At 35.3% G+C, this 20,653-nt stretch carries 21 protein-coding genes; 10 read left to right on the forward strand and 11 right to left on the reverse strand.

Annotated features, from left to right (window positions below; genetic code table 11):
- The first annotated feature begins 69 nt into the window (after nt 1–69).
- The 3 genes from AC0J6S_RS07220 to AC0J6S_RS07230 are packed head-to-tail and all read left to right on the forward strand — an operon-like array spanning nt 70 to nt 1,760.
- A complete protein-coding gene (locus tag AC0J6S_RS07220) occupies nt 70–747 on the forward strand; it encodes an SDR family NAD(P)-dependent oxidoreductase (protein WP_474956093.1) in 678 nt (225 codons plus the stop codon).
- 30 nt (nt 748–777) lie between these two features.
- Nucleotides 778–1,131 (forward strand): four helix bundle protein, encoded by a 354-nt coding sequence (locus AC0J6S_RS07225; RefSeq protein ID WP_474956094.1) that lies wholly within the window; start codon nt 778–780, stop codon nt 1,129–1,131.
- Nucleotides 1,132–1,157: 26 nt separating this feature from the next.
- The gene (locus AC0J6S_RS07230; RefSeq protein WP_474956095.1) at nt 1,158–1,760 is read left to right on the forward strand and encodes a SprT-like domain-containing protein; all 603 of its coding nucleotides are present in this window, start codon (nt 1,158–1,160) and stop codon (nt 1,758–1,760) included.
- A 2-nt stretch (nt 1,761–1,762) separates the two neighbouring features.
- Here AC0J6S_RS07230 and AC0J6S_RS07235 read toward each other — a convergent pair whose 3' ends face one another.
- The 5 genes from AC0J6S_RS07235 to AC0J6S_RS07255 form a co-directional block, all read right to left on the reverse strand.
- Nucleotides 1,763–2,524: an ABC transporter ATP-binding protein gene (locus tag AC0J6S_RS07235; RefSeq protein ID WP_474956096.1), complete on the reverse strand. Its 762-nt coding sequence runs from the start codon at nt 2,522–2,524 to the stop codon at nt 1,763–1,765.
- Nucleotides 2,521–3,270 carry an MlaE family ABC transporter permease gene (locus AC0J6S_RS07240; protein WP_114753139.1) on the reverse strand — a complete coding sequence of 250 codons (750 nt, stop codon included), beginning with the start codon at nt 3,268–3,270 and terminating at the stop codon, nt 2,521–2,523. Before AC0J6S_RS07240 ends, AC0J6S_RS07235 begins: the two co-directional genes overlap by 4 nt.
- A gap of 80 nt (nt 3,271–3,350) precedes the next feature.
- Nucleotides 3,351–4,199: a glycosyltransferase family 2 protein gene (locus AC0J6S_RS07245; RefSeq protein WP_474956097.1), complete on the reverse strand. Its 849-nt coding sequence runs from the start codon at nt 4,197–4,199 to the stop codon at nt 3,351–3,353.
- Nucleotides 4,199–4,723: a methyltransferase gene (locus AC0J6S_RS07250; RefSeq protein ID WP_474956098.1), complete on the reverse strand. Its 525-nt coding sequence runs from the start codon at nt 4,721–4,723 to the stop codon at nt 4,199–4,201. Before AC0J6S_RS07250 ends, AC0J6S_RS07245 begins: the two co-directional genes overlap by 1 nt.
- A 235-nt stretch (nt 4,724–4,958) precedes the next feature.
- The gene (locus AC0J6S_RS07255) at nt 4,959–6,017 is read right to left on the reverse strand and encodes a 3-oxoacyl-ACP synthase III family protein (protein WP_474956099.1); all 1,059 of its coding nucleotides are present in this window, start codon (nt 6,015–6,017) and stop codon (nt 4,959–4,961) included.
- 366 nt (nt 6,018–6,383) lie between these two features.
- On the opposite strand from AC0J6S_RS07255, the gene AC0J6S_RS07260 reads away from it, so the two are divergent.
- On the forward strand, nt 6,384–6,908 hold the full coding sequence (locus AC0J6S_RS07260; RefSeq protein WP_474956100.1) for a hypothetical protein: 525 nt from the start codon (nt 6,384–6,386) through the stop codon (nt 6,906–6,908).
- 71 nt (nt 6,909–6,979) lie between these two features.
- On the opposite strand, the gene gcvP is transcribed toward AC0J6S_RS07260, so the two are convergent.
- Nucleotides 6,980–9,829 carry an aminomethyl-transferring glycine dehydrogenase gene (gcvP, locus tag AC0J6S_RS07265; protein WP_474956101.1) on the reverse strand — a complete coding sequence of 950 codons (2,850 nt, stop codon included), beginning with the start codon at nt 9,827–9,829 and terminating at the stop codon, nt 6,980–6,982.
- 146 nt (nt 9,830–9,975) lie between these two features.
- Between gcvP and AC0J6S_RS07270 the strand changes: the two genes are divergently transcribed.
- Nucleotides 9,976–10,788: a UbiA prenyltransferase family protein gene (locus AC0J6S_RS07270; protein WP_474956102.1), complete on the forward strand. Its 813-nt coding sequence runs from the start codon at nt 9,976–9,978 to the stop codon at nt 10,786–10,788.
- Here the strand turns inward: AC0J6S_RS07270 and AC0J6S_RS07275 are convergent.
- The 3 genes from AC0J6S_RS07275 to AC0J6S_RS07285 all read right to left on the reverse strand — a co-directional run bounded on the left by AC0J6S_RS07275 (nt 10,768) and on the right by AC0J6S_RS07285 (nt 14,053).
- Nucleotides 10,768–11,226, reverse strand: a complete 459-nt coding sequence (locus AC0J6S_RS07275; RefSeq protein ID WP_474956103.1) for an SRPBCC family protein — start codon at nt 11,224–11,226, stop codon at nt 10,768–10,770. The two genes, AC0J6S_RS07270 and AC0J6S_RS07275, sit on opposite strands and share 21 nt — an antisense overlap.
- A complete protein-coding gene (locus AC0J6S_RS07280) occupies nt 11,226–11,939 on the reverse strand; it encodes a YqjF family protein (protein ID WP_474956104.1) in 714 nt (237 codons plus the stop codon). Before AC0J6S_RS07280 ends, AC0J6S_RS07275 begins: the two co-directional genes overlap by 1 nt.
- Nucleotides 11,940–12,025: 86 nt before the next feature.
- Nucleotides 12,026–14,053, reverse strand: coding sequence for a M3 family metallopeptidase (locus AC0J6S_RS07285; protein WP_474956105.1), 2,028 nt, complete (start codon nt 14,051–14,053; stop codon nt 12,026–12,028).
- A gap of 225 nt (nt 14,054–14,278) precedes the next feature.
- Here AC0J6S_RS07285 and AC0J6S_RS07290 point away from each other — a divergent pair, with 225 nt between their 5' ends.
- Nucleotides 14,279–14,950, forward strand: coding sequence for a hypothetical protein (locus tag AC0J6S_RS07290; RefSeq protein WP_474956106.1), 672 nt, complete (start codon nt 14,279–14,281; stop codon nt 14,948–14,950).
- Nucleotides 14,951–14,999: 49 nt separating this feature from the next.
- On the opposite strand, the gene purE is transcribed toward AC0J6S_RS07290, so the two are convergent.
- Together purE and AC0J6S_RS07300 are read right to left on the reverse strand one after the other, a co-directional pair.
- On the reverse strand, nt 15,000–15,482 hold the full coding sequence (gene purE / locus AC0J6S_RS07295) for a 5-(carboxyamino)imidazole ribonucleotide mutase (protein WP_165152598.1): 483 nt from the start codon (nt 15,480–15,482) through the stop codon (nt 15,000–15,002).
- Nucleotides 15,483–15,589: 107 nt separating this feature from the next.
- A complete protein-coding gene (locus tag AC0J6S_RS07300; RefSeq protein WP_474956107.1) occupies nt 15,590–16,741 on the reverse strand; it encodes a 5-(carboxyamino)imidazole ribonucleotide synthase in 1,152 nt (383 codons plus the stop codon).
- A 216-nt stretch (nt 16,742–16,957) separates the two neighbouring features.
- Here AC0J6S_RS07300 and hpt point away from each other — a divergent pair, with 216 nt between their 5' ends.
- The 4 genes from hpt to obgE all read left to right on the forward strand — a co-directional run bounded on the left by hpt (nt 16,958) and on the right by obgE (nt 20,634).
- Complete coding sequence (gene hpt, locus AC0J6S_RS07305; RefSeq protein WP_474956108.1) at nt 16,958–17,488, forward strand: hypoxanthine phosphoribosyltransferase; 531 nt, start codon at nt 16,958–16,960, stop codon at nt 17,486–17,488.
- A 12-nt stretch (nt 17,489–17,500) separates the two neighbouring features.
- Nucleotides 17,501–18,073, forward strand: coding sequence for an adenylate kinase (locus AC0J6S_RS07310; protein WP_474956109.1), 573 nt, complete (start codon nt 17,501–17,503; stop codon nt 18,071–18,073).
- Between the two features lie 219 nt (nt 18,074–18,292).
- Nucleotides 18,293–19,567 (forward strand): hemolysin family protein, encoded by a 1,275-nt coding sequence (locus AC0J6S_RS07315; protein ID WP_474956110.1) that lies wholly within the window; start codon nt 18,293–18,295, stop codon nt 19,565–19,567.
- Between the two features lie 65 nt (nt 19,568–19,632).
- A complete protein-coding gene (gene obgE / locus AC0J6S_RS07320) occupies nt 19,633–20,634 on the forward strand; it encodes a GTPase ObgE (RefSeq protein ID WP_165152605.1) in 1,002 nt (333 codons plus the stop codon).
- Nucleotides 20,635–20,653: the final 19 nt, after the last annotated feature.

Consider the following 20,653-nt stretch of genomic DNA (forward strand, 5'->3'; position numbering starts at 1 on the left):
ATTTTTATTGCAGTAACAATCCTTTGCGTAAAGCATCTTTTTTTTACCGTTTTTGTTTATTTTTGCTCTATGAAAAATATTATCATCACAGGAACAAGTAGGGGAATAGGATTTGAGTTGGCATTGCAATTTGCTAATGCGGGACACCAAGTATTAGCCATTTCCAGAAAAATTCCAGAAGCTTTATTAGGGAACCAAAACATCACTTGTCTTTCTGTTGATTTATCCAATGAATCTGAATTAGTGAAAGTAACTGATTTTCTTTCCAAGTCTTGGAAACAAATAGATGCAATCATACATAACGCTGGAAGTTTATTGTTGAAACCCTTTTCAGAAACTACTCAGGAAGATTTTGAAAATATTTATAAGGTCAATGTTTTTGGAGTAGCTAATCTGACTCGAATTTGCCTTCCTTATCTACAAAAAGGAAGTCACGTAGTAACAATAAGTTCTATGGGCGGAATTCAGGGAAGTTTAAAATTTGCCGGATTAGCAGCGTATAGTTCCAGTAAAGGAGCCGTTATTACATTATCAGAATTGCTGGCAGAAGAATACAAAGAGCGTGGAATTTCTTTCAATGTATTAGCTTTGGGTTCTGTTCAAACAGAAATGCTGGCTGAAGCTTTCCCAGGCTATCAAGCACCAATAACAGCGGGCGAAATGGCCAATTATATTTATGATTTTACTTTGAACGGTAATAAATATTTCAATGGTAAAGTGTTGCAAGTTTCTTCTACCAATCCTTAACTTAGAGTTATAAATTTTAAGTTATGAATTATGAGTGAAAGTATTGTAAAAACAAAGAGTTTTGAGTTGGCAATTAGAGGTGTAAATTTTTACAAGTACTTGGTCGCTGAAAAGAAAGAATATATTATGAGCAAACAATTTTTACGTTCAGTTACCTCTGTTGGAGCAAACGTACGTGAAGCAGTAAATGCCCAAAGCAAGCCTGACTTTATTCATAAGTTGTCAATAGCCCAGAAAGAATGTGATGAATCTCTTTATTGGCTAGAACTTTTAAAAGAAACCAATTATATTTCTGCGATAGAATTTGAATCGATTTACCAACAGAATATTGAAGTTTTGAAAATAATACGGAGTATTATAATAACCTCTAAGAAAAATTCATAACTCATAATTTATAACTTATAACTGTTTTGAGCGAAACCTTAGCCAGATACATTCCAGAGCATGCGGTAAAACCCGTTTTCGAACTTATTGTTGCCAATCAAGTGCACCTTAAGATTGTGAACGAGCGTCAGACGCGTCATGGGGATTATCGAAAAGGCTTGAACGGAAAGCATGAAATCACGGTCAATTCAAATCTCAATAAATACAAGTTTTTGATTACGCTGATTCATGAAATTTCACATTTGGTTGCGTTTGAAAAATTTGGAAGAAACATTAAACCTCATGGAAATGAGTGGAAATATTCTTTTCAGCGGTTGATGATTCCTTACATTCGGCCAGAGATTTTCCCGAATCATTTGTTGCCTTTATTAGCGAGTCATTTCAAAAATCCAACAGCAAGCAGCGATACTGATGCTACTTTGGCTTTGGCATTGAAACAATTTGACCAACAAAATGATAAGAATTATGTGTTTGAAATTCCGTACGGCAGTGTTTTTCGAATCCAAAACGGAAAGATTTTCAAAAAAATAGCGATAAGAACCAAGCGTTTTGAATGTCTCGAAATGAGTTCTGGAAAGACTTATCTTTTTAATCCAAATGCTGAGGTAGAGTTATTGAAGTCCAGTTAGTTTTACTCTTTCAAATATGCTTCTCTAACTTTTTTGAATAAATTAGAAGAATAAACAAAGGCGACAACAGCCTCATTATCGGTTCTGAAAATTTCTTCTTTGTTTCCTTCCCAGGCCTTTAAACCATCTTTCAGGAATAGAATTTTCTCTCCAATTTCCATCACAGAGTTCATGTCATGGGTATTTATAACCGTTGTAATGTTGTACTCTTCCGTAATTTCTTTGATAAGATTATCAATCAAAATAGCCGTATTTGGATCTAAACCAGAGTTTGGTTCATCACAAAATAAGTATTTTGGATTGTTTACAATTGCGCGAGCAATCGCCACCCGTTTTTGCATTCCGCCAGAAATTTCCGAAGGTAATTTTTTGTGCGCTTCTGTTAGATCAACCCTTTTTAAAACAAAGTCTACACGCTCCTGAATTTTTTTGTTATTGTCTTTGGTGAACATTCGTAACGGAAATCCAATATTTTCAGCCACAGTCATGGAATCAAACAAAGCACTTCCTTGAAAAACCATTCCGATTTCAGTTCTTAATTCTCGTTTTTCATCTGGATTTAATTCGGAGTAAATTCGGCCATCAAATGAAATAGTCCCGGATTCTGGAGTATGAATACCCAAAAGACTTTTAAGTAAGACCGTTTTTCCGGATCCACTTTGTCCAATGATCAAATTCGTTTTTCCGGTTTCAAAAATCGTCGAAATACCTTTAAGAATTTTATTTCCGTTAAATGATTTTTCTATGTTTTTTACTTCTATCATGATCCTAATAACAATTGCGTTAATATATAATTGAAAAGTATTATTGAAACTGATGTCCAAACAAAGGATACAGTACTGGCTTTACCTACTTCGAGTGCGCCACCTTTCATATAATAGCCATGAAAAGAAGGGATAGTTGCTAATAGCATCGCGAAAATTAATGTTTTGATAAAAGCATAAACAATATGAAACGGAATAAAATCCATTTGTGTTCCATTGATAAACTCTGCGCTAGAGATAAATCCGCCATAAACACCAGCCATCCAACCTCCTAGAACTCCCAGGAACATTGCGATTCCTATCAGAAACGGGTACAATAACAAGGCTATTATTTTAGGGAATACAAGGTAGTTTAACGAATTTACTCCCATCACTTCCAAGGCATCGATTTGTTCCGTAACCCGCATTGTTCCAATACTTGAAGTGATAAATGATCCCATTTTTCCCGCCATAATCACAGAGATAAAAGTAGGAGCAAACTCTAATACTACGGATTGTCGCGTAGCAAAACCAATAAGGTATTTTGGAATTAAAGGATTAGTTAAATTCAAAGCCGTTTGAATGGCAACAACCCCTCCAACGAAGAAGGAAATGAAGGCAACAATACCTAATGAACCGATAACTAGATCATCAATTTCTTTAAAAATCAGATTTTTCATTACAGACCATTTCGTCTGTTTGTTGAAAATTTCTTTTAGCATTAGGAAGTATCTTCCGATTTGCGTTATATAGCGAATGAGCATCATAAGTTTTGCGAATATGGGCTAAATTACAAAAAATGTTAGGAGTTATCCCTTTTGATTTAGCTGTTTTTTGATTTTGTTGGCTAAAAAAGCTTTTCTTTCATTTTTTTCAAACGATATTTCCGAATGAATTTTGCTTGTTCTTCTGTTACCAACAAAGGCGTTTTGGCCGCTTTAGCTTTCCAGAATCCTTTAATGTAATCTATAAACAATAGCGGTTTTTTCTTCATCATCGCCAGTTTTGCAGAAGCGATAGAAGTGATAAGGAACCCGTAACCTAAAGTATAAAATGCTTCTCCTTGTTTGTATCGGGCTGTTTTGTTGTAGTTTGCGCCGGTTGGCTTCAAATGTTTTACAATTAATGAAGCATCAGTAACCACTTTCCAACCATAGAATTTTGATAGCAATTCATCAACCGTGTCCCAACCCATAGCAGGTTTTAAATTTCCTATTTGTTGGAAACATTGTTTTCTGTACGCTTTGAATGCACCACGAATATGGTCTTTATCAGTAAGATTTTCCAAAATCCATTCGCCATTTTTTTCGATGTAAGCGAATCCGCCTGCCATTCCTATCGAAGGATCTTTTTCGAAAATGTTTAATATAGTTTCAAAATAATTGTTGGGTAAAATCAAGTCGGCATCTAGTTTTACAATCACTTCATAATTTTCGTCTAGTGTTTCAAAACCTTTATGGAAAGCCTGAATCACTTTGCTTCCTGGCAAATGTATCGCTTCAGAGGTTTTATTTACTAAAGTAATAAAAGTATTATTATTAGCGAACGCTGTTACTATTTCGGCAGTTTTATCCGTAGAATTGTCATTGACAACTACAACTTTTTTTGGTAAAACGGTTTGCGAAATCAATGAATCTAAAGTCAGAGCAATAAATGCTTCTTCGTTATGCGCCGGAATGACGATGTAATAGTTCATTATTTTATTTTTTCGGCGTAAACGATGTAATATCTAGGCGTGAATTTGCGCAGTAATGGTCGAATACCAAATTTCTTTACAGGATTGGTCCATTTTTCTCTGTCGATTATTTTCCAACCTGTTTTTTCTAAAAGCCAATCGAGTTGCCAATCTTCAAATTCATGGTAATGTCTGTCCCACATGTCTGTTTTGCTGCGATAAGCAGGTGAAAACCACAATCGTAATGGAATGGAAATAATAAGTTTATCTGATTTTATTTCACTTAATATCGTGTAAGGATTTAGTAAATGCTCAAAGATTTCGAAAGCGGTTGTCACTTCCTGTTTTTCATTTGAAAATACTGATTGGTCTTTGTCTAAGTCTTCTCCTGTTGTATTTGTAACTGAAAACCCTTTGGATTTCATTATTTTAGAAAAAGGGTTTTCAACTCCTAAATCTAATATGGTCTCTGATGCTGAGACGTGTTTTTTTAGAAATTCTAAAGTATGTTTGAATCTTTTATTGGGAAACGTTTTTTCGTACATGTTTTTTTGATTTTGCCGCTGGGGCACGAAGGCACAAATATAGTAATAAATGTGTTTTTGGGCATTGTTTTTTAGCCCGGATGGAAATGAAAATCCCGGAGCTTGAAAATGTAGTTTTTCAAGGTGCATAAAGCGACTGAAAGAAGCTTTCTTGCACCTTAGAAAAACAAGTTTTGTAGTGAGGAATTTTAGTGTACAGCCGGATCAGCTCCTGAATGCCATATTCCTGAATGGATTAATATCGATAAACAAAGGCGTTGATGTTCATTCCAGCTCCTACAGAAGCAAAAATCATAACATCGCCTTTATGGATTTCTTGGTTTTCGATTTCACCACGAATTAGCAAATCAAAAAGCGTAGGAACTGTTGCAACACTGCTGTTTCCCAGCTCGTGGATGCTCATAGGCATAATGTCTTTAGGAACAGGCCTGTCGTATAATTTGTAAAAACGTTGAATTATTGCTTCATCCATCTTCTCGTTGGCTTGATGAATGAGAATCTTTTTTACATCGTCAATTCCAAGTCCGCTTTTGTCTAAGCAACTTTTCATTGCTGTAGGAACATTGTTTAATGCAAATTCATAAATTTTACGTCCGTACATTTTGATGTAACGGGTGTCTGGGTCTAAATCCGGATTGTATGAATTTCCAAAATATAAATAATTAGCTTCGTCGTTAGCATACGTTGCACTTTCATAAGACAGCATTCCAGTTTCATCATCGGAAGCCTCAATAATAGAAGCTCCAGCTCCATCAGAATAGATCATAGAATCTCTGTCATGCGCATCTACCACTCTAGATAGCGTTTCGGAACCAATAACCAAACAGCGTTTCGCCATTCCTGATTTGATGAACGCATTGGCTTGAAGTACACCTTCAATCCAACCAGGACAACCAAAAAGAATGTCGTAAGCGACACATTTTGGATTTTTGATCTGTAATTTATTTTTGACGCGAGCTGCGAAACTCGGAAGCATATCCGATTGAATTGCTCCGTGTTTTACATCGCCAAAGTTGTGTGCAAATATAATGTAGTCTATAGTTTCGGGATCAATACCAGCATTTTCTATGGCTTTTTGAGAAGCAAAGAAAGCCAAATCAGATGAATTTAAATGGTCTTCAGCATATCGCCTATGTTCAATTCCAGTGATACCCTTAAATTTTCTAATCACTACCTCATTAGGATAACCAAAGGCGGTTCCATCTTCATTCAAAAAAACATGTTCGCCAAAGTCAGTATTACTTACTTTTTTCTCAGGAATATAACTTCCTATTCCAGCTATTTTTATTTTCATTGCGTTAATTTTCCAAATTTGATGCTAATTTAATCATTAATAAATTATTACACTCACAAAATTTACTATGCATGCATATAATTGTGAAATAATAATTTATTGGCAAAAATATTGATTATTTTATTACAAATTGAAAGATTTGATGTGATTTTTATTTCTTTAATCTCGTAAGTGAAAATGCAGTTGTTATGGAAGCTGTTTAATAGCTTTTCAAAGATTGATTTCATTTGTAGCTGATTTATAGTTTAAGATTGTGTGTTATTATTATAACTTTGGTAAGAATTTAATTTCTTTACTTAAAGTATAGTTATTTTTTGTAAGTTTTTTATATTTTTGAGAAATACAAAAAACCTAATTTAAAAAAAAATGAAAAAAATTATTTTATTATTTTCTGTGATTTTGGCTACAACATGTGTAGCAGCTCAAACCGATGTAATTTCAAAACATAGCGGAGAGGTTGTAAACGGGAAAGTTATGCGTGTTGATGAGTATACTGTTGTTTTTAAATACGATGGTGAGGATGCTGAAAACTCTATAGGGAAATATGCAATTGAAAAAATTGTTTATGGTAAAAGTGGTAGAGTTGAAGATGTTACTGAAAAAATCGTTCTTGCAGGAGAAGCTGATTGGGAAAAAGTAGTTATCCTTGAAGAGAAATCATATATTTCCGGTTTGAAAAAAGTAGGTGAGGTTAGAGGTAAAACAGGAATGATCAACTTGCAAACAGGTAATACTGGTGACAAAAAAGCAGAAAAAAAGCTTAAAATGGCAGCTGCTATTTTAGGTTGTCCATTTATATTAATGACTTCTGACAAGACAACTGTTGGAGCAAATTCCAATCAATTTGGTGGGACACAAGCAATAAAAACGGGTTTAGGATATAAATACTAAATTTAGAATATTCTTATAAAAAAAAAGCCTCGAATTTGTCGAGGCATTTTTGTTTTTTTAAATATGTAAAATTAGCTTTCCATGTATGCTTCAATCGGTGCACAAGAACAAACTAAATTTCTATCGCCGTATGCTTCATCTGCTCTACGGACGGTCGGCCAGAATTTATTTTCGGCAATATAATCTAATGGAAACGCTGCTGCTTCACGAGTGTATGGGAAATTCCAGTTATCAGTAGTAATCATCATTAGAGTATGTGGCGCATTTTTTAATACATTATTTGGGTTTTCTAAAGTAGCGGCTTCAATTTCTTTTCGGATCGCAATCATAGCATCGCAAAAACGGTCTAACTCTTCAAGATTTTCACTTTCGGTTGGCTCAATCATTAAAGTTCCGGCAACAGGGAATGAAACTGTTGGAGCATGGAACCCATAATCCATCAAACGTTTAGCGATATCTGTCACTTCAATTCCTTTCTGTTTGAAAGGGCGACATTCTAAAATCATTTCGTGTGCTGCACGACCCATTTCTCCGGAATACAACGTATCATAATGACCGTTTAATTTCTCTTTAATATAGTTTGCGTTTAAAATTGCATATTCAGTAGATTGTTTCAATCCTTCAGCACCAAGCATACAAATATATCCGTATGATATTAAACAAACCAACGCGGAACCCCATGGCGCTGCAGAAATTGCCGTAATAGCATTTTCTCCACCTGTTGGAATTATTGGATTAGTGGGTAAAAAAGGCACTAATTGTGGTGCAACACAAATAGGTCCTACACCAGGTCCACCACCTCCGTGAGGAATAGCGAATGTTTTATGTAAGTTCAAGTGACAAACGTCAGCGCCAATTGTTGCAGGATTTGTTAATCCAACTTGGGCATTCATATTTGCACCATCCATGTAAACTTGTCCACCGTTATCGTGAATCAATTGTGTAATTTCTTTAATTGCACTTTCAAAAACACCATGAGTTGATGGATATGTAACCATCAAACAAGAAAGATTGTCCTTGTGCAAAAGTGCTTTTTCACGTAAATCTTCCACGTCTATATTTCCATTTTCCAATGTTTTCGTAACCACAACTTTCATTCCTGCCATCGCTGCTGAAGCCGGATTTGTTCCGTGAGCAGATGATGGAATTAAAGCAATATTTCTGTGGTGATCTCCTCTGGATTGGTGGTACGCACGAATTACCATTAAGCCCGCATATTCTCCTTGTGCTCCTGAATTAGGTTGCAATGTTGTTCCAGCAAAACCAGTAATCACATTTAACTGCTGTTCTAATTTAGTCAACATTTCTTGGTATCCTTGTGCTTGATCCAGCGGTGCGAATGGGTGAATGTTGTTCCATTGTGCCATACTCAATGGCAACATTTCTGAAGCAGCATTCAGTTTCATGGTACAAGAACCAAGTGAAATCATCGAGTGATTCAATGCTAAATCTTTTCTTTCCAGCATTTTGATGTAACGCATCAAAGCTGTTTCTGAATGATATTTGTTGAAAACATCATGTTGCAGAAACGTTGATGTTCTATTTATATTTTCAGGAAAATGATTGGTTTCGGATAAACTTTCAATGGTGTTTACCGGAGTACCATTTGCAGAAGCGAAAACACCAACAATTTTATTTAAATCAGCAATACTCGTCGTTTCATTTAATGAAATTGAAATCGTGTTGTCATCGATATAATAGAAATTAAGTTCGTTTTCTTCAGCAATCAATTTTACTTTTTTGGCATCAGCCTTTATAACGATCGTATCAAAGAAAGCAGTATTGGTTTGCTGATAGCCTAATTTTTCTAATGTATTTGCTAATGTAGCTGCAGATGCATGTACTTTATCTGCGATGTATTGCAATCCTTTTGGACCATGATATACGGAATACATTCCTGCCATAACAGACAATAAAACCTGCGCCGTACAAATATTTGATGTTGCCTTATCACGTTTAATGTGTTGTTCGCGGGTTTGTAACGCCATTCGCAAAGCCCGATTCCCATCAGTATCAACAGTTACGCCTATGATTCTTCCCGGCATACTTCTTTTGTATTCTTCTTTTGTAGCAAAATAAGCGGCATGCGGTCCGCCGTAACCCAACGGAATTCCGAAACGCTGTGTAGTTCCCAGTACAACTGCTGCGCCCATTTCTCCTGGAGGAGTCAATTTTACTAAACTTAAAATATCGGCGGCAACTGCTACTTTTATTTCGTTTTCAGCAGCTTTCGCTATAAAAGCGGCATAATCATGAACTTGTCCAAATTTCCCTGGATATTGTAGAATTGCGCCATAATATTCCGAAGAAAAATCGAATGTTTCATGATTTCCAACTACTAATTCAACTCCGATTGGCGTAGAACGTGTCTGTAAAACGGATAAAGTTTGAGGTAATATTTCTTCTGAAACAAAGAATTTACAAACGTTGGCTTTCTTTTGATCACGAGAACGAACGTCAAAAAGTAATGCCATTGCTTCTGCAGCGGCAGTTCCTTCATCCAATAACGAAGCATTAGCGATTTCCATTCCGGTCAATTCGATAACCATGGTTTGGAAATTCAGAATTGCTTCCAGACGACCTTGCGCGATTTCGGCTTGATAAGGTGTGTAAGCAGTGTACCAGCCTGGGTTTTCAAAAACATTTCTTTGGATAACCGCAGGAATAATGGCGGCATTGTAACCTAAACCAATGTAGGATTGAAAAACTTTATTTTTATTCCCTAATTTCTGAATGTGATTTGCAAACTCATATTCGGTCATTGCAGGTTCTAAATCTAAATCAGATTTTAAACGAATATCACTTGGAATCGTTTCTTGAATCAATTGTTCCAGTGTTCCTGCCCCAATCGTCTTCAACATGTGTTCTAGATCATTTTCTCTTGGGCCAATGTGTCTTAATGCAAAAGCGTCTGTTTTCATTGTATATAAAATGGGTTGTGTGTTTCTTGTTTTAAAGGCTGTAAAATTAAATATTAATATGCTATTAATTGCCTTTTTTAACTTGATTTTCTGTGAATTTTTCAACTAAAAGCCGTTGTTGTTAACACTTTGATTAATTTTGTCTAATGAGGTTTTTTAAACAAATATTCAATTTTTATATAAATAGTAGTATTCACGTGGCTTTTTCGTGTTATGCCTTGGTCAGAATGACGCAACACATGTTCCACATTCCGGAAGGCGATGCAGTTGCTCAGTTTGCTTTTTTCGGAACGATTGTCGGCTATAATTTTGTGAAATACGATGCTTTGGCTCGAGCCAAAAAAATACAAATGCGGAAGGAACTTAAAGTAATTATTTTATTCAGTTTTTGTTCGTTTATTTTGGTTGGCTTTTATTTTTTTCAGTTGGAACGCGTAACACAAATAACGGCAGTGATTTTTTTGAGCATTACCTTATTATACACACTTCCCTTTTTTCCAAATAAAAAAAATGCAAGGAATTGGGCTGGTGTCAAAATTTATATCGTGGCGTTGTGTTGGGTCGGTGTGACGTTGGGATTGCCAATTTTAGATGCGGGCATATCAATAAACCTGGATTTCTATCTAAAATGTATGCAACGCTTTGTATTGATTTTTGTATTGGTCCTTATTTTTGAAATCATTGATTTGGCAAATGATGATCCGCATCTTAAAACCGTTCCGCAGCAAATAGGAGTAAACCGTACCAAAATATTAGGGATTTTACTTTTGATTCCATTTTATTTTCTGGAGTTTTTCAAAAGTGTTTTGGATAAAAATCAGTTAATAATCAACTTGATTTTAGTGATTGTCATTTCGTGTTTTATCCTTTTTGCTAATGAAAAACGGACAAAATATTACACTTCTTTTTGGGTAGAGAGTGTGCCGATTTTTTGGTGGTTATTGCTTCTCATTTTCTGATAAAGCTTTCAGTGTTTTATTTCTTTCGAGAATAAAATTAATCATGTGATTTTTCAAAAACAAGAAATCAAATAATTCTCCAAAAAAACCATAGGGTACTTCGTAATGTATTTTGTCTTTCATAACGGTTAATCCATTTTTTTCGTAAAAAATATGTTCATGCCGAAAAGATTTGAATTTTCCTTCCTCCATTTCATCTACAAAATAATCGTAGAGATTCATCGCGGTTATTCGACTTTTGTGTGTTAGATAAAAACCAAAATGTTTCCCGCGCCAGGTTACCGTTTCGTTGTAATTGATCAGTCCTGAAGTGACTCCGTCAATAGCGGTTTCTTTTGTGGGACTGGCAGATTTTTGATGAACGTCAATATCTCTGGAAATGTCAAAAACAGTTTGAATGGGTGCATTTATTTTGGTCCGAATTTTTATTCTGGTCATTAAAGTTTTATTTTTCGTTTATCTTCAATTGTAATTTTCGAGCCAACGGCCAGAAATACAGAAGTGGCTTTTAAGTCTTTAATAAAAGCAAATTCCTGTCCGTAAACTCCTTCAAAATCAATAACAGATTCGTTTTTTGTTACTTCATATTGTTGCCATCTCGGATGGGTGACTTGGTATTCAAAAGTTTCGTTTTCATTGATTTTGGTATAACCAAAATAATGCTCCGTGATAAACTCAGCTTCAGAATCGGGTTCAATTGCAACAGGGTTTCTACCGGTTTCTATATTAATACTATTCCAATTATTATTTACCTTCCATTGGTATATAAATTCTCTGGAGTTTTCATTTACTTTCAACGTATGTTTCATTGGCAAGGTTCGGTAATGCTCATTGTAAAATGTATTTGCAACAAACGAAATGGCATATTTCGGAACAATTTCGCTGATGAAAACCGCGCCTCTTTTCCACACTCCGTTTTCAAATCGTCTCACGTAAAACCGAAGATTGACCTCTTCAAAATCAGAATGAAATGGTATTTTTATTCCCAAAACGCGAACATTTTCAAATAGGAATCCAATAAAACTAACATAACATTTGCCGTTCCAGAAATCTATTTCCGTTCCTGCAGGAACATACCTTTGCAGAATTTCGGGATTGACCACATAATTAATCATTGCTAAATTGTTCCATTCGGCTTTTAAAAAACTCATCTTTTGTTGGTTTTAATTTTTGGGTGTGTTGTCATGCTATTAAAAAACCCGAAGTCTGTTACTTCGGGTTTTCAAAAATTATGTTTCTAAACTAATCCTGCTCTTCGTAACAAAGCTTCTGGCTTTGGTTCCTGTCCTCTAAAACGTTTGTACAAAATCATTGGATGTTCTGTTCCACCTTTAGAGAGCACATTTTCTTTGAATTTGGTTGCAACTTCTTTATTGAAAATGCCTTTTTCCTGAAAATATTCAAAAGCATCTGCATCCAGCACTTCGGCCCATTTGTAGCTGTAATATCCAGATGAATAACCGCCTTGAAATATGTGTGAAAACGAAGTGCTCATTGCATTCTCCTTTACATCAGGATATAATTGCGTGGCTGCAAATTGTTCGGTTTCAAAAGTTTTGATGTCTTTGATATTGGAAGGATCTTGCGCATGCCAACCCATATCTAATAATCCAAAACTCAATTGGCGCATCGTTGCCATTCCTTCTTGGAAACTCGCGCTTTCTTTAATTTTATGCACTAATTCCATCGGAATCATTTCCCCGGTTTCATAATGATAAGCGAACAAAGCCAATGCTTCCGGTTCGTAGCACCAATTTTCTAAAATCTGGCTTGGTAATTCCACAAAGTCCCAATATACTGAAGTTCCTGATAAACTTGGATATGTGGTGTTGGCTAACATCCCATGTAAGGCGTGACCAAATTCATGAAACAAAGTTGTCACTTCGTTGAAAGTTAACAGTGATGGTTTGGTCTCGGTAGGTTTCGTAAAATTGCACACAATGGAAATATGCGGTCTTTCATTACTTCCTTTTTTGATGTATTGTGATTTAAAAGACGTCATCCAAGCACCGTTGCGTTTGCCTTTTCTTGGAAAGAAATCAGCATAAAAAACAGCAACAAGTTGGTCATCTTCATCTTTTACGGCGTATGTTTTTACTTCTTCGTGGTATTTGTCCACTTCAAAAATTTCTTCGAAGGTGATTCCGAATAATTTTTGCGCTACTGCAAAAGCACCGTTCAGAACTTTCTCTAATTGAAAATACGGTTTTAATATTTCATCATCTAAATTGAATAATTGCTGCTTCAATTTTTCGGAATAGTAAGCACCATCCCATTTCTCTAATTGGTCAATTCCGTGTTGCTCTTTTGCGAAAGCAGTCAGTTGTGCAAATTCTTTCAAAGCGGCCGGTTTAGCTTTGTCTAATAAATCATTCGAAAATGTTTTTACTTTCTCCGGGCTTTCGGCCATGCGTTCTTCAAGCACAAAATGAGCATGGGTAGCGTAACCTAAAACTTGCGCTCTGTCAAAACGTAATTTTGCAATTTTTAGAACGATTTCTTGGTTGTCAAATTCATTGTTTTGAAAACCTTTGGCGCCAAAAGCAATCGCCATTTTCTTGCGTAATTCGCGATTATCAGCATACGTCACAAACGGAACATAACTAGGATAGTCTAATGTGAAAATCCAGCCTTCTTTTTCTAGGCTTTTAGCTAAAGAATGAGCGGCTTCTATGGTTCCTTCGGGTAAACCAGCTAAATCGGATTCATTTGTAATATGCAATTCATAGGCTTGGGTCTCGGCCAAAACATTTTCGCCAAACTGCAAACTCAATTTCGATAATTCTTTGTCGATTTCCCGTAGTTGATTCTTTTTGTCTTCCGATAAATTGGCTCCGTTTCTGGAAAAGCTTTTGTATTTTTTGTCCAAAAGCGTGGTTTGCTCTGGATTAAGATTCAGTTTTCCTCGTTGCTCATAGACCGTTTTTACTCTAGCGAATAAATCAGGATTAAGGCGTACATCGTTTCCGAATTCAGAAAGTAAAGGCGAAACTTCCTGGGCTATTTTCTGAATTTCATCATTAGTTTCTGCAGAATTCAAGTTGAAAAAAATGCTTGAAATTCTATCCAAAACATCTCCACTGAATGCTAAAGCTTCAATCGTATTTTCGAAAGTAGGTTTTATTGGATTTCGTACAATTGCATCGATTTCGGCTTTTGCCAATTCGATTCCTCTCTGGAAAGCTGGAAGAAAATCTTCGTTTTTAATTTTCGAAAAAGGTGCTGTATTGTATTTTGTATTGAAATGGTGGGTTAAGATGCTCATTTGTATTTTTGATAAAATAATTCCATGTTTAAAGATATCAAAGGTACGGATTTAATAAAAAAAATGGGGTTGTCCAAGCAATTGATTTGGACTAAAATAGCGGAAGCAATAGTGTTATTTAAATGTTATTTATTTCGTTTGGCGGTAATAAAGCCTTAGATTGTAAAAAAATGATTGGTTTTATAAAAGACGAATCAAAAAAAATATAATAAACTAAAAGAAAAGATGAATTATCAAATTACAATAAATAGAGCGAATACTGTTGATGAGGTTGAAGAATATTGGACAAATGAGGATTATATAAAACTCTTGGAAAAGTTTGATTACCCGGATGCAGCTGAGGCGGAACCTGCGAGTTTGAGAGAATTGTTGTTTATGGCAATTTCTGATTTTGAAGCCAGAGAGGCTGCTGCAATTGTTCTGGAATATAAATTGTCAGAAGATTTGAATGAAGGTCAAATTCAACAAATTTCAAATGATATGTTTTTGGATAAAGTATGTGAAGAATATCCGGAAATAGGATTGCATTCGACTTTGTTTCATATTAATCAATTGCTTTTTAAAGCCTATAACGGTACTTTTCCTAATGCAAAAGCGACGATTATAGAATGTAGTTTGGCGCCAGCAGAGGGTGAAAATGAAAACGAATTAACTAAAGAAAATATTTTAAAATTATTAAACAACGGATTGTCAGGAAGTAATTTGATCAAAAGATTATTTGACAGCCAAATGACTCAAAACGCGCCTTTCTTAGAAGCGGAAGATATATTATGGGATGTTAAGACTACGGATAATATGAATTATACGATTATGACTTCTGAATATTGGTTGAGCAAGGACGATATCATTGCATCAGAATTTGAAGGAGTTCTTGAAATCGTGGTTGATGCTGCATAACTGTTTCAAGGTTTAAATAAATGAAAAAAGCTCCATCAAGGAGCTTTTTCTATTTTTGTAAACTTTCAGAAGCGATAATAACGGCTTCTTTAAGTCCGGTTTTGTATTTAATTACTTTCTCTAGTATACTTTTATTGTGACTTCCTATGATTTGAGCGGCAAGGATTCCTGCATTTTTTGCTCCGTTTAAGGCAACGGTTGCAACGGGAACTCCGCCTGGCATTTGAAGAATGGATAAAACACTATCCCAACCATCAATTGAATTGCTTGATTTTATGGGAACGCCAATTACGGGAAGCGGCGACATTGAAGCGACCATTCCAGGTAAATGTGCAGCACCGCCAGCACCAGCAATCACTACCGAAATGCCACGAGTATGAGCATTTTGACTAAAATCAAACAATTTTTCCGGCGTTCTGTGTGCCGAAACTATATCGACTTCAATTTCTATTTCAAACGCTTTTAGGATATCTATGGCTTCTTGCATGATTGGCATATCGGAGATGCTTCCCATTATTACGGCTACTTTCATTGTATTTTATTTAAAGATTTAAAGATTTAAGTATTTAAAGATTTTTGAGAAATTTAATTTAGTTGGCGTTCTGAATTTTTCAATCTTTAATTTTTTCAATCTTTCAATTAACTTATTACTCTTATCGTATTCTTCACCTCTTCAGCAATTCTTCGTGCTTCGATGATATCTTCATTTACGATCGTTACATGTCCCATTTTTCTAAATGGGCGCGTTTGTTTCTTTCCGTAAATGTGAGGTGTAACACCATTCCAGCCTAATATTTTTTCTATATTTTCATAGACTACATTTCCGGAAAAACCTTCGGCACCTACTAGATTTACCATAATTCCAGCTACTTTACTGTCCGTATTTCCTAAAGGCAAATCAAGAATAGCACGCAAATGATTTTCAAATTGGGACGTATAACTGGCTTCAATAGAATAGTGACCGGAATTGTGCGGGCGTGGAGCCACTTCGTTTACAAGGATTTCATCATCTTCAGTTTGAAACATTTCTACAGCCAATAATCCCACGTGATTGAATTTTTCGGAAACATTTAGTGCGATTGCTCTGGCTTTTTCGGCAACTTTATTGTCTATTCGAGCGGGACAAATTACGTATTCTACTTGGTTGGCTTCAGGATGAAATTCCATTTCCACGACAGGATATGTTTTTATTTCGCCAGATGGATTGCGACAAACGATAACGGCCAACTCATTTTTGAACGGAACTATTTCTTCGGCAATGCATTGTACATTGGCTAAATTATCCAAATCTGAAATATGTCGAATCACTTTTACGCCATTTCCATCATAACCAAATTCCGTGCATTTCCATACAAACGGCAGTTTTGTTTTTGAATCTAGAATGTCAACAATAAGACTTTTTATATTATTAAAACGTTTATAATTTGCTGTTGGGATGGCATGTTGGATGTAGAAATCTTTCTGAATTCCTTTGTTTTGAATCAGTTTCAACGTTTTTGGCGAAGGGTATACTTTTAATCCTTCTTCTTCGAGTTTTACCAAAGCTTCCAGATTGACCAGCTCAATTTCGAAAGTCAAAACGTCTACTTTTTTACCAAAATTGTAAACCGTTTCAAAGTCCATTAAATCCCCTTTGAAGAATTGGTCACAGGCTATTTTGCAGGGCGCTTCATCGCTTGGATCCAGAACATATGTTTGAATATCAAATTTTCGGGTGTCAAACAACAGCATTTTGCCCAGTTGTCCGCCGCCGAGAATCCCCAATTTAAAATCAGAAGAAAAATAATTCATGGTGTAGTTGTATGTTTACGCAAAGATACTTTATAATGATTGAATTGGAAAATGCTATTTTATTTTCTTCGGAATTTCTGCTCCTTCCTTTATTATTTTCAATACATTTTAAGATGCTTTTTTATGAAATTTACTTAAAAATACAAATTAATGTTCATTTCTCAATTCACAAATCCGAATTCTGTATCTTTGCGCATTATTTTAAATACGAAAATAATGATACAACTTCACGATAAACAATTTGTTCCGTTTATTTCTGCCAAAGAAATAGAATTTGCCTTGACAAAAATGGTAGCGCAGATCGAAGATGATTTTGCTGATGAAATACCAGTATTTGTAGGTGTTTTGAACGGTGCTTTTATGGTAGTTTCTGATTTTATGAAGCTTTACAAAAAACCGTGTGAAGTGTCTTTCATCAAAATGGCTTCGTACGAGGGAACTTCTTCAACAAACCAAGTGAAGCAGCTAATAGGATTGAACCAGGATTTAACGGGACGCACTGTCGTTATAATTGAGGATATTGTAGATACCGGAAATACTTTGGTGGAATTGAAAGAGTTGTTCAAACAACAAAACGTAAAGCATTTTAAGATAGCGACGCTTTTTTTCAAACCTGAAGCGTATACAAAAGATATCAAAATAGATTACATTGGAATCCGAATTCCAAACAAATTTATTGTTGGTTTTGGCTTAGATTACAATGGATTAGGAAGAAATTTACCCGAAGTATATAAACTAAAAGAATAACTACATATCAACATGACTAACATTGTTTTATTTGGAAAACCAGGAGCTGGTAAAGGAACTCAGGCAGAGTTTTTGAAAGAAAAATATAAATTAACGCATATTTCGACCGGTGATGTGTTCCGTTTTAATTTAAAAAACGACACAGAATTAGGCAAACAAGCAAGAGTATATATGGATGCCGGAGATTTAGTGCCGGATGAATTGACTACAAAAATGTTGATTGATGAGGTTAATAATCATCCGGACACAAACGGTATTTTGTTTGACGGATATCCAAGAACAATCTCGCAAGCCGAAGCTTTAGACGCATTTCTTACTTCAATTGGTTCGACTGTTGCTGCAACAATTGCGCTTGAAGCCGATGATGAGATTTTAGTGCAACGATTGTTAGAAAGAGGAAAAACAAGCGGTAGAATTGACGATCAAGATGAAGAAAAAATCAGAAATCGCTACCAGGAATACAACGAAAAAACAGCGCCTTTGATGAATTATTACGAGGAGCAAGGAAAATTTCATTCCGTAAATGGAATTGGTTCCATCGCTGAAATTACGGAAAGAGTAAGTAACGTGATTGATAATTTATAGCAGCAATTCCAGCTGTACGTTACAAGTCCTCGATAAAAAAAATATTTTTCTAAGTCATAAAAGGAGCTTCCTTTGGTCGCTCTTTTTTGACAAGAAAAATTAGTTTTTTTATCTCCGGGCTTTTCACTGCCATCTACGCTATACTATTACGCATACAAAAAACCGATTTCAAAAATTTAGGAATCACATTTTAAGATATAAACGAATCAATTAAAAAAATTGGAAATATTAATAATATTTTTTCTAATACTGCTAAATGGTGTTTTCTCGATGTCGGAAATCGCATTAATTTCAGCACGAAAAAATAGACTGGAAACCGCAGCTAAAAAAGGAAACAAAAGTGCGAAAATCGCTTTAGATTTGGCAAATTCTCCTAATAAGTTTTTATCAACCGTGCAAATAGGAATTACCTTGATAGGAATTCTTACCGGTATTTATAGTGGAGACAAAATAACGAAAGATGTTGAAACTTTTATAAAAGGATTTGAAGCTTTGGTACCTTACGCGCATCCTGTTGCTGTAGGTGTAGTAGTTGTTACTTTGACTTTTTTCTCTCTTGTTTTAGGTGAATTGTTACCAAAAAGAATTGGACTAAATCATCCGGAGGCTATTGCAAAAGCAGTGGCTCTTCCGATGAAAATAGTTTCAATTGTTACGGCGCCATTTATTTGGTTGTTAACGCATTCTACTGATTTTTTACTGGATATTTTACAGATAAAACCCACCGCTGACGGTAAAGTAACCGAAGAAGAAATAAAAGCGATTATCAAAGAAGGAACTGAAGGTGGTGAAGTTCAGGAAATAGAACAAGATATTGTAGAGCGCGTTTTTCATATTGGCGATAGAAAAATAAACTCTTTAATGACTCACAGAAAATCAGTGGTTTTTTTACCTTTGCACTCTGATAAAGAACAGGTTAGGGAGTTTATGCTCAAGGAACTACATTCTATTTATCCGGTTTACAGTGAAAATTATGATGATATTGTTGGGGTTGTAAACCTAAAAAATATTTTTGCCCATTTTGAAAATGAAAATTTCAATTTGGCGGATATCATGACCGAAGCTCCTTTCATGATGGAGCAAACTACGGCTTATGTCGCTTTAGAAAATTTTAAAAAATCAGGAATTCATTATGCTTTTGTCTCTGATGAATATGGAGTTTTTCAAGGAATTATTACACTGAATGACATTCTGGAAGCACTTGTTGGTGATGCTTCTGATTTTTATAAAGATGATTTTCAGTTGATTGAAAGAGAAGACGGATCGTGGTTAGTTGACGGACATTATTCGCTACACGATTTCTTGACATATTTTGAATTAGATGAGTTAATCAATGATTATGAAGTGACAACCGTTAGCGGATTAATCATGACCGAACTCTCTCATATTCCAAAACAAGGAGAGAAATTAATTTGGCAGAAATTTGAGTTAGAAGTTATCGATATGGACGGCGTGAAGATTGATAAAGTGATGGTGAAAGCGATTAAAATATAAAAATAGACTTAAGTTAGAAGTTTGAATTTGTTCAAGCTGAAATCTGAAATCTGAAATTAAAAAAAATGACAGAAGGGAATTTTGTAGATTATGTTAAAATATATGTTTCATCCGGTAAAGGAGGAAAAGGATCTACGCACTTGCACAGAGAAAAATTTATTGAAAAAGGTGGTCCTGACGGTGGTGATGGTGGCCGCGGAGGGCATGTATATTTAGTGGGGAATAAAGGTCTTTGGACATTGTTTCACCTAAAATTTGCCAGACATATCAAAGCTGGAAACGGTGGAGATGGAAGTGGCGACAGAAGTACTGGTGCTGATGGTGATGATAAATTTATTGAAGTGCCATTAGGAACCGTTGTAAAAGATAAAGAAACAGGAGAAATATTATTTGAAATTACCGATGATGGTGAAAAGCAAATTCTATCTCGCGGTGGAAAAGGTGGTTTAGGTAACTGGCATTTTAGAAGTTCAACAAATCAAACTCCAAGATATTCACAACCTGGTTTGCCCGGAGCTGAAATGGATGTGATTCTAGAACTAAAAGTATTGGCTGATGTAGGTTTGGTAGGTTTTCCTAATGCAGGAAAATCAACGTTGTTATCCGTGTTGACATCCGCTAAACCAAAAATTGCGGATTATCCGTTTACAACTCTAAAACCTAATCTTGGAATTGTAGCGTACAGAGATTTTCAGTCTTTTGTAATTGCTGATATTCCTGGAATTATTGAAGGTGCTGCCGAAGGAAAAGGGCTGGGGCATTATTTCTTGCGTCACATTGAGCGTAATTCGACTTTGCTATTTTTAGTTCCAGTGGATACTCCGGACATCAAAGCTGAATACGATATTTTAGTAAACGAATTGACGAAATACAATCCTGAAATGCTTGATAAAGAGCGTTTATTGGTGATTTCTAAATGCGATATGCTGGACGATGAGTTAAAAGCAGAATTGAAAACTGAATTAGATGTTGCTTTCAAGGATGTTCCTTATATGTTTATTTCATCTGTTGCGCAACAAGGTTTGACAGAATTGAAAGATAAATTGTGGAAAATGTTGAATGACTAATTCTTGATTTTATATATAT

The sequence above is a fragment of the Flavobacterium sp. TS_SC_5 genome (genome assembly GCF_056156265.1).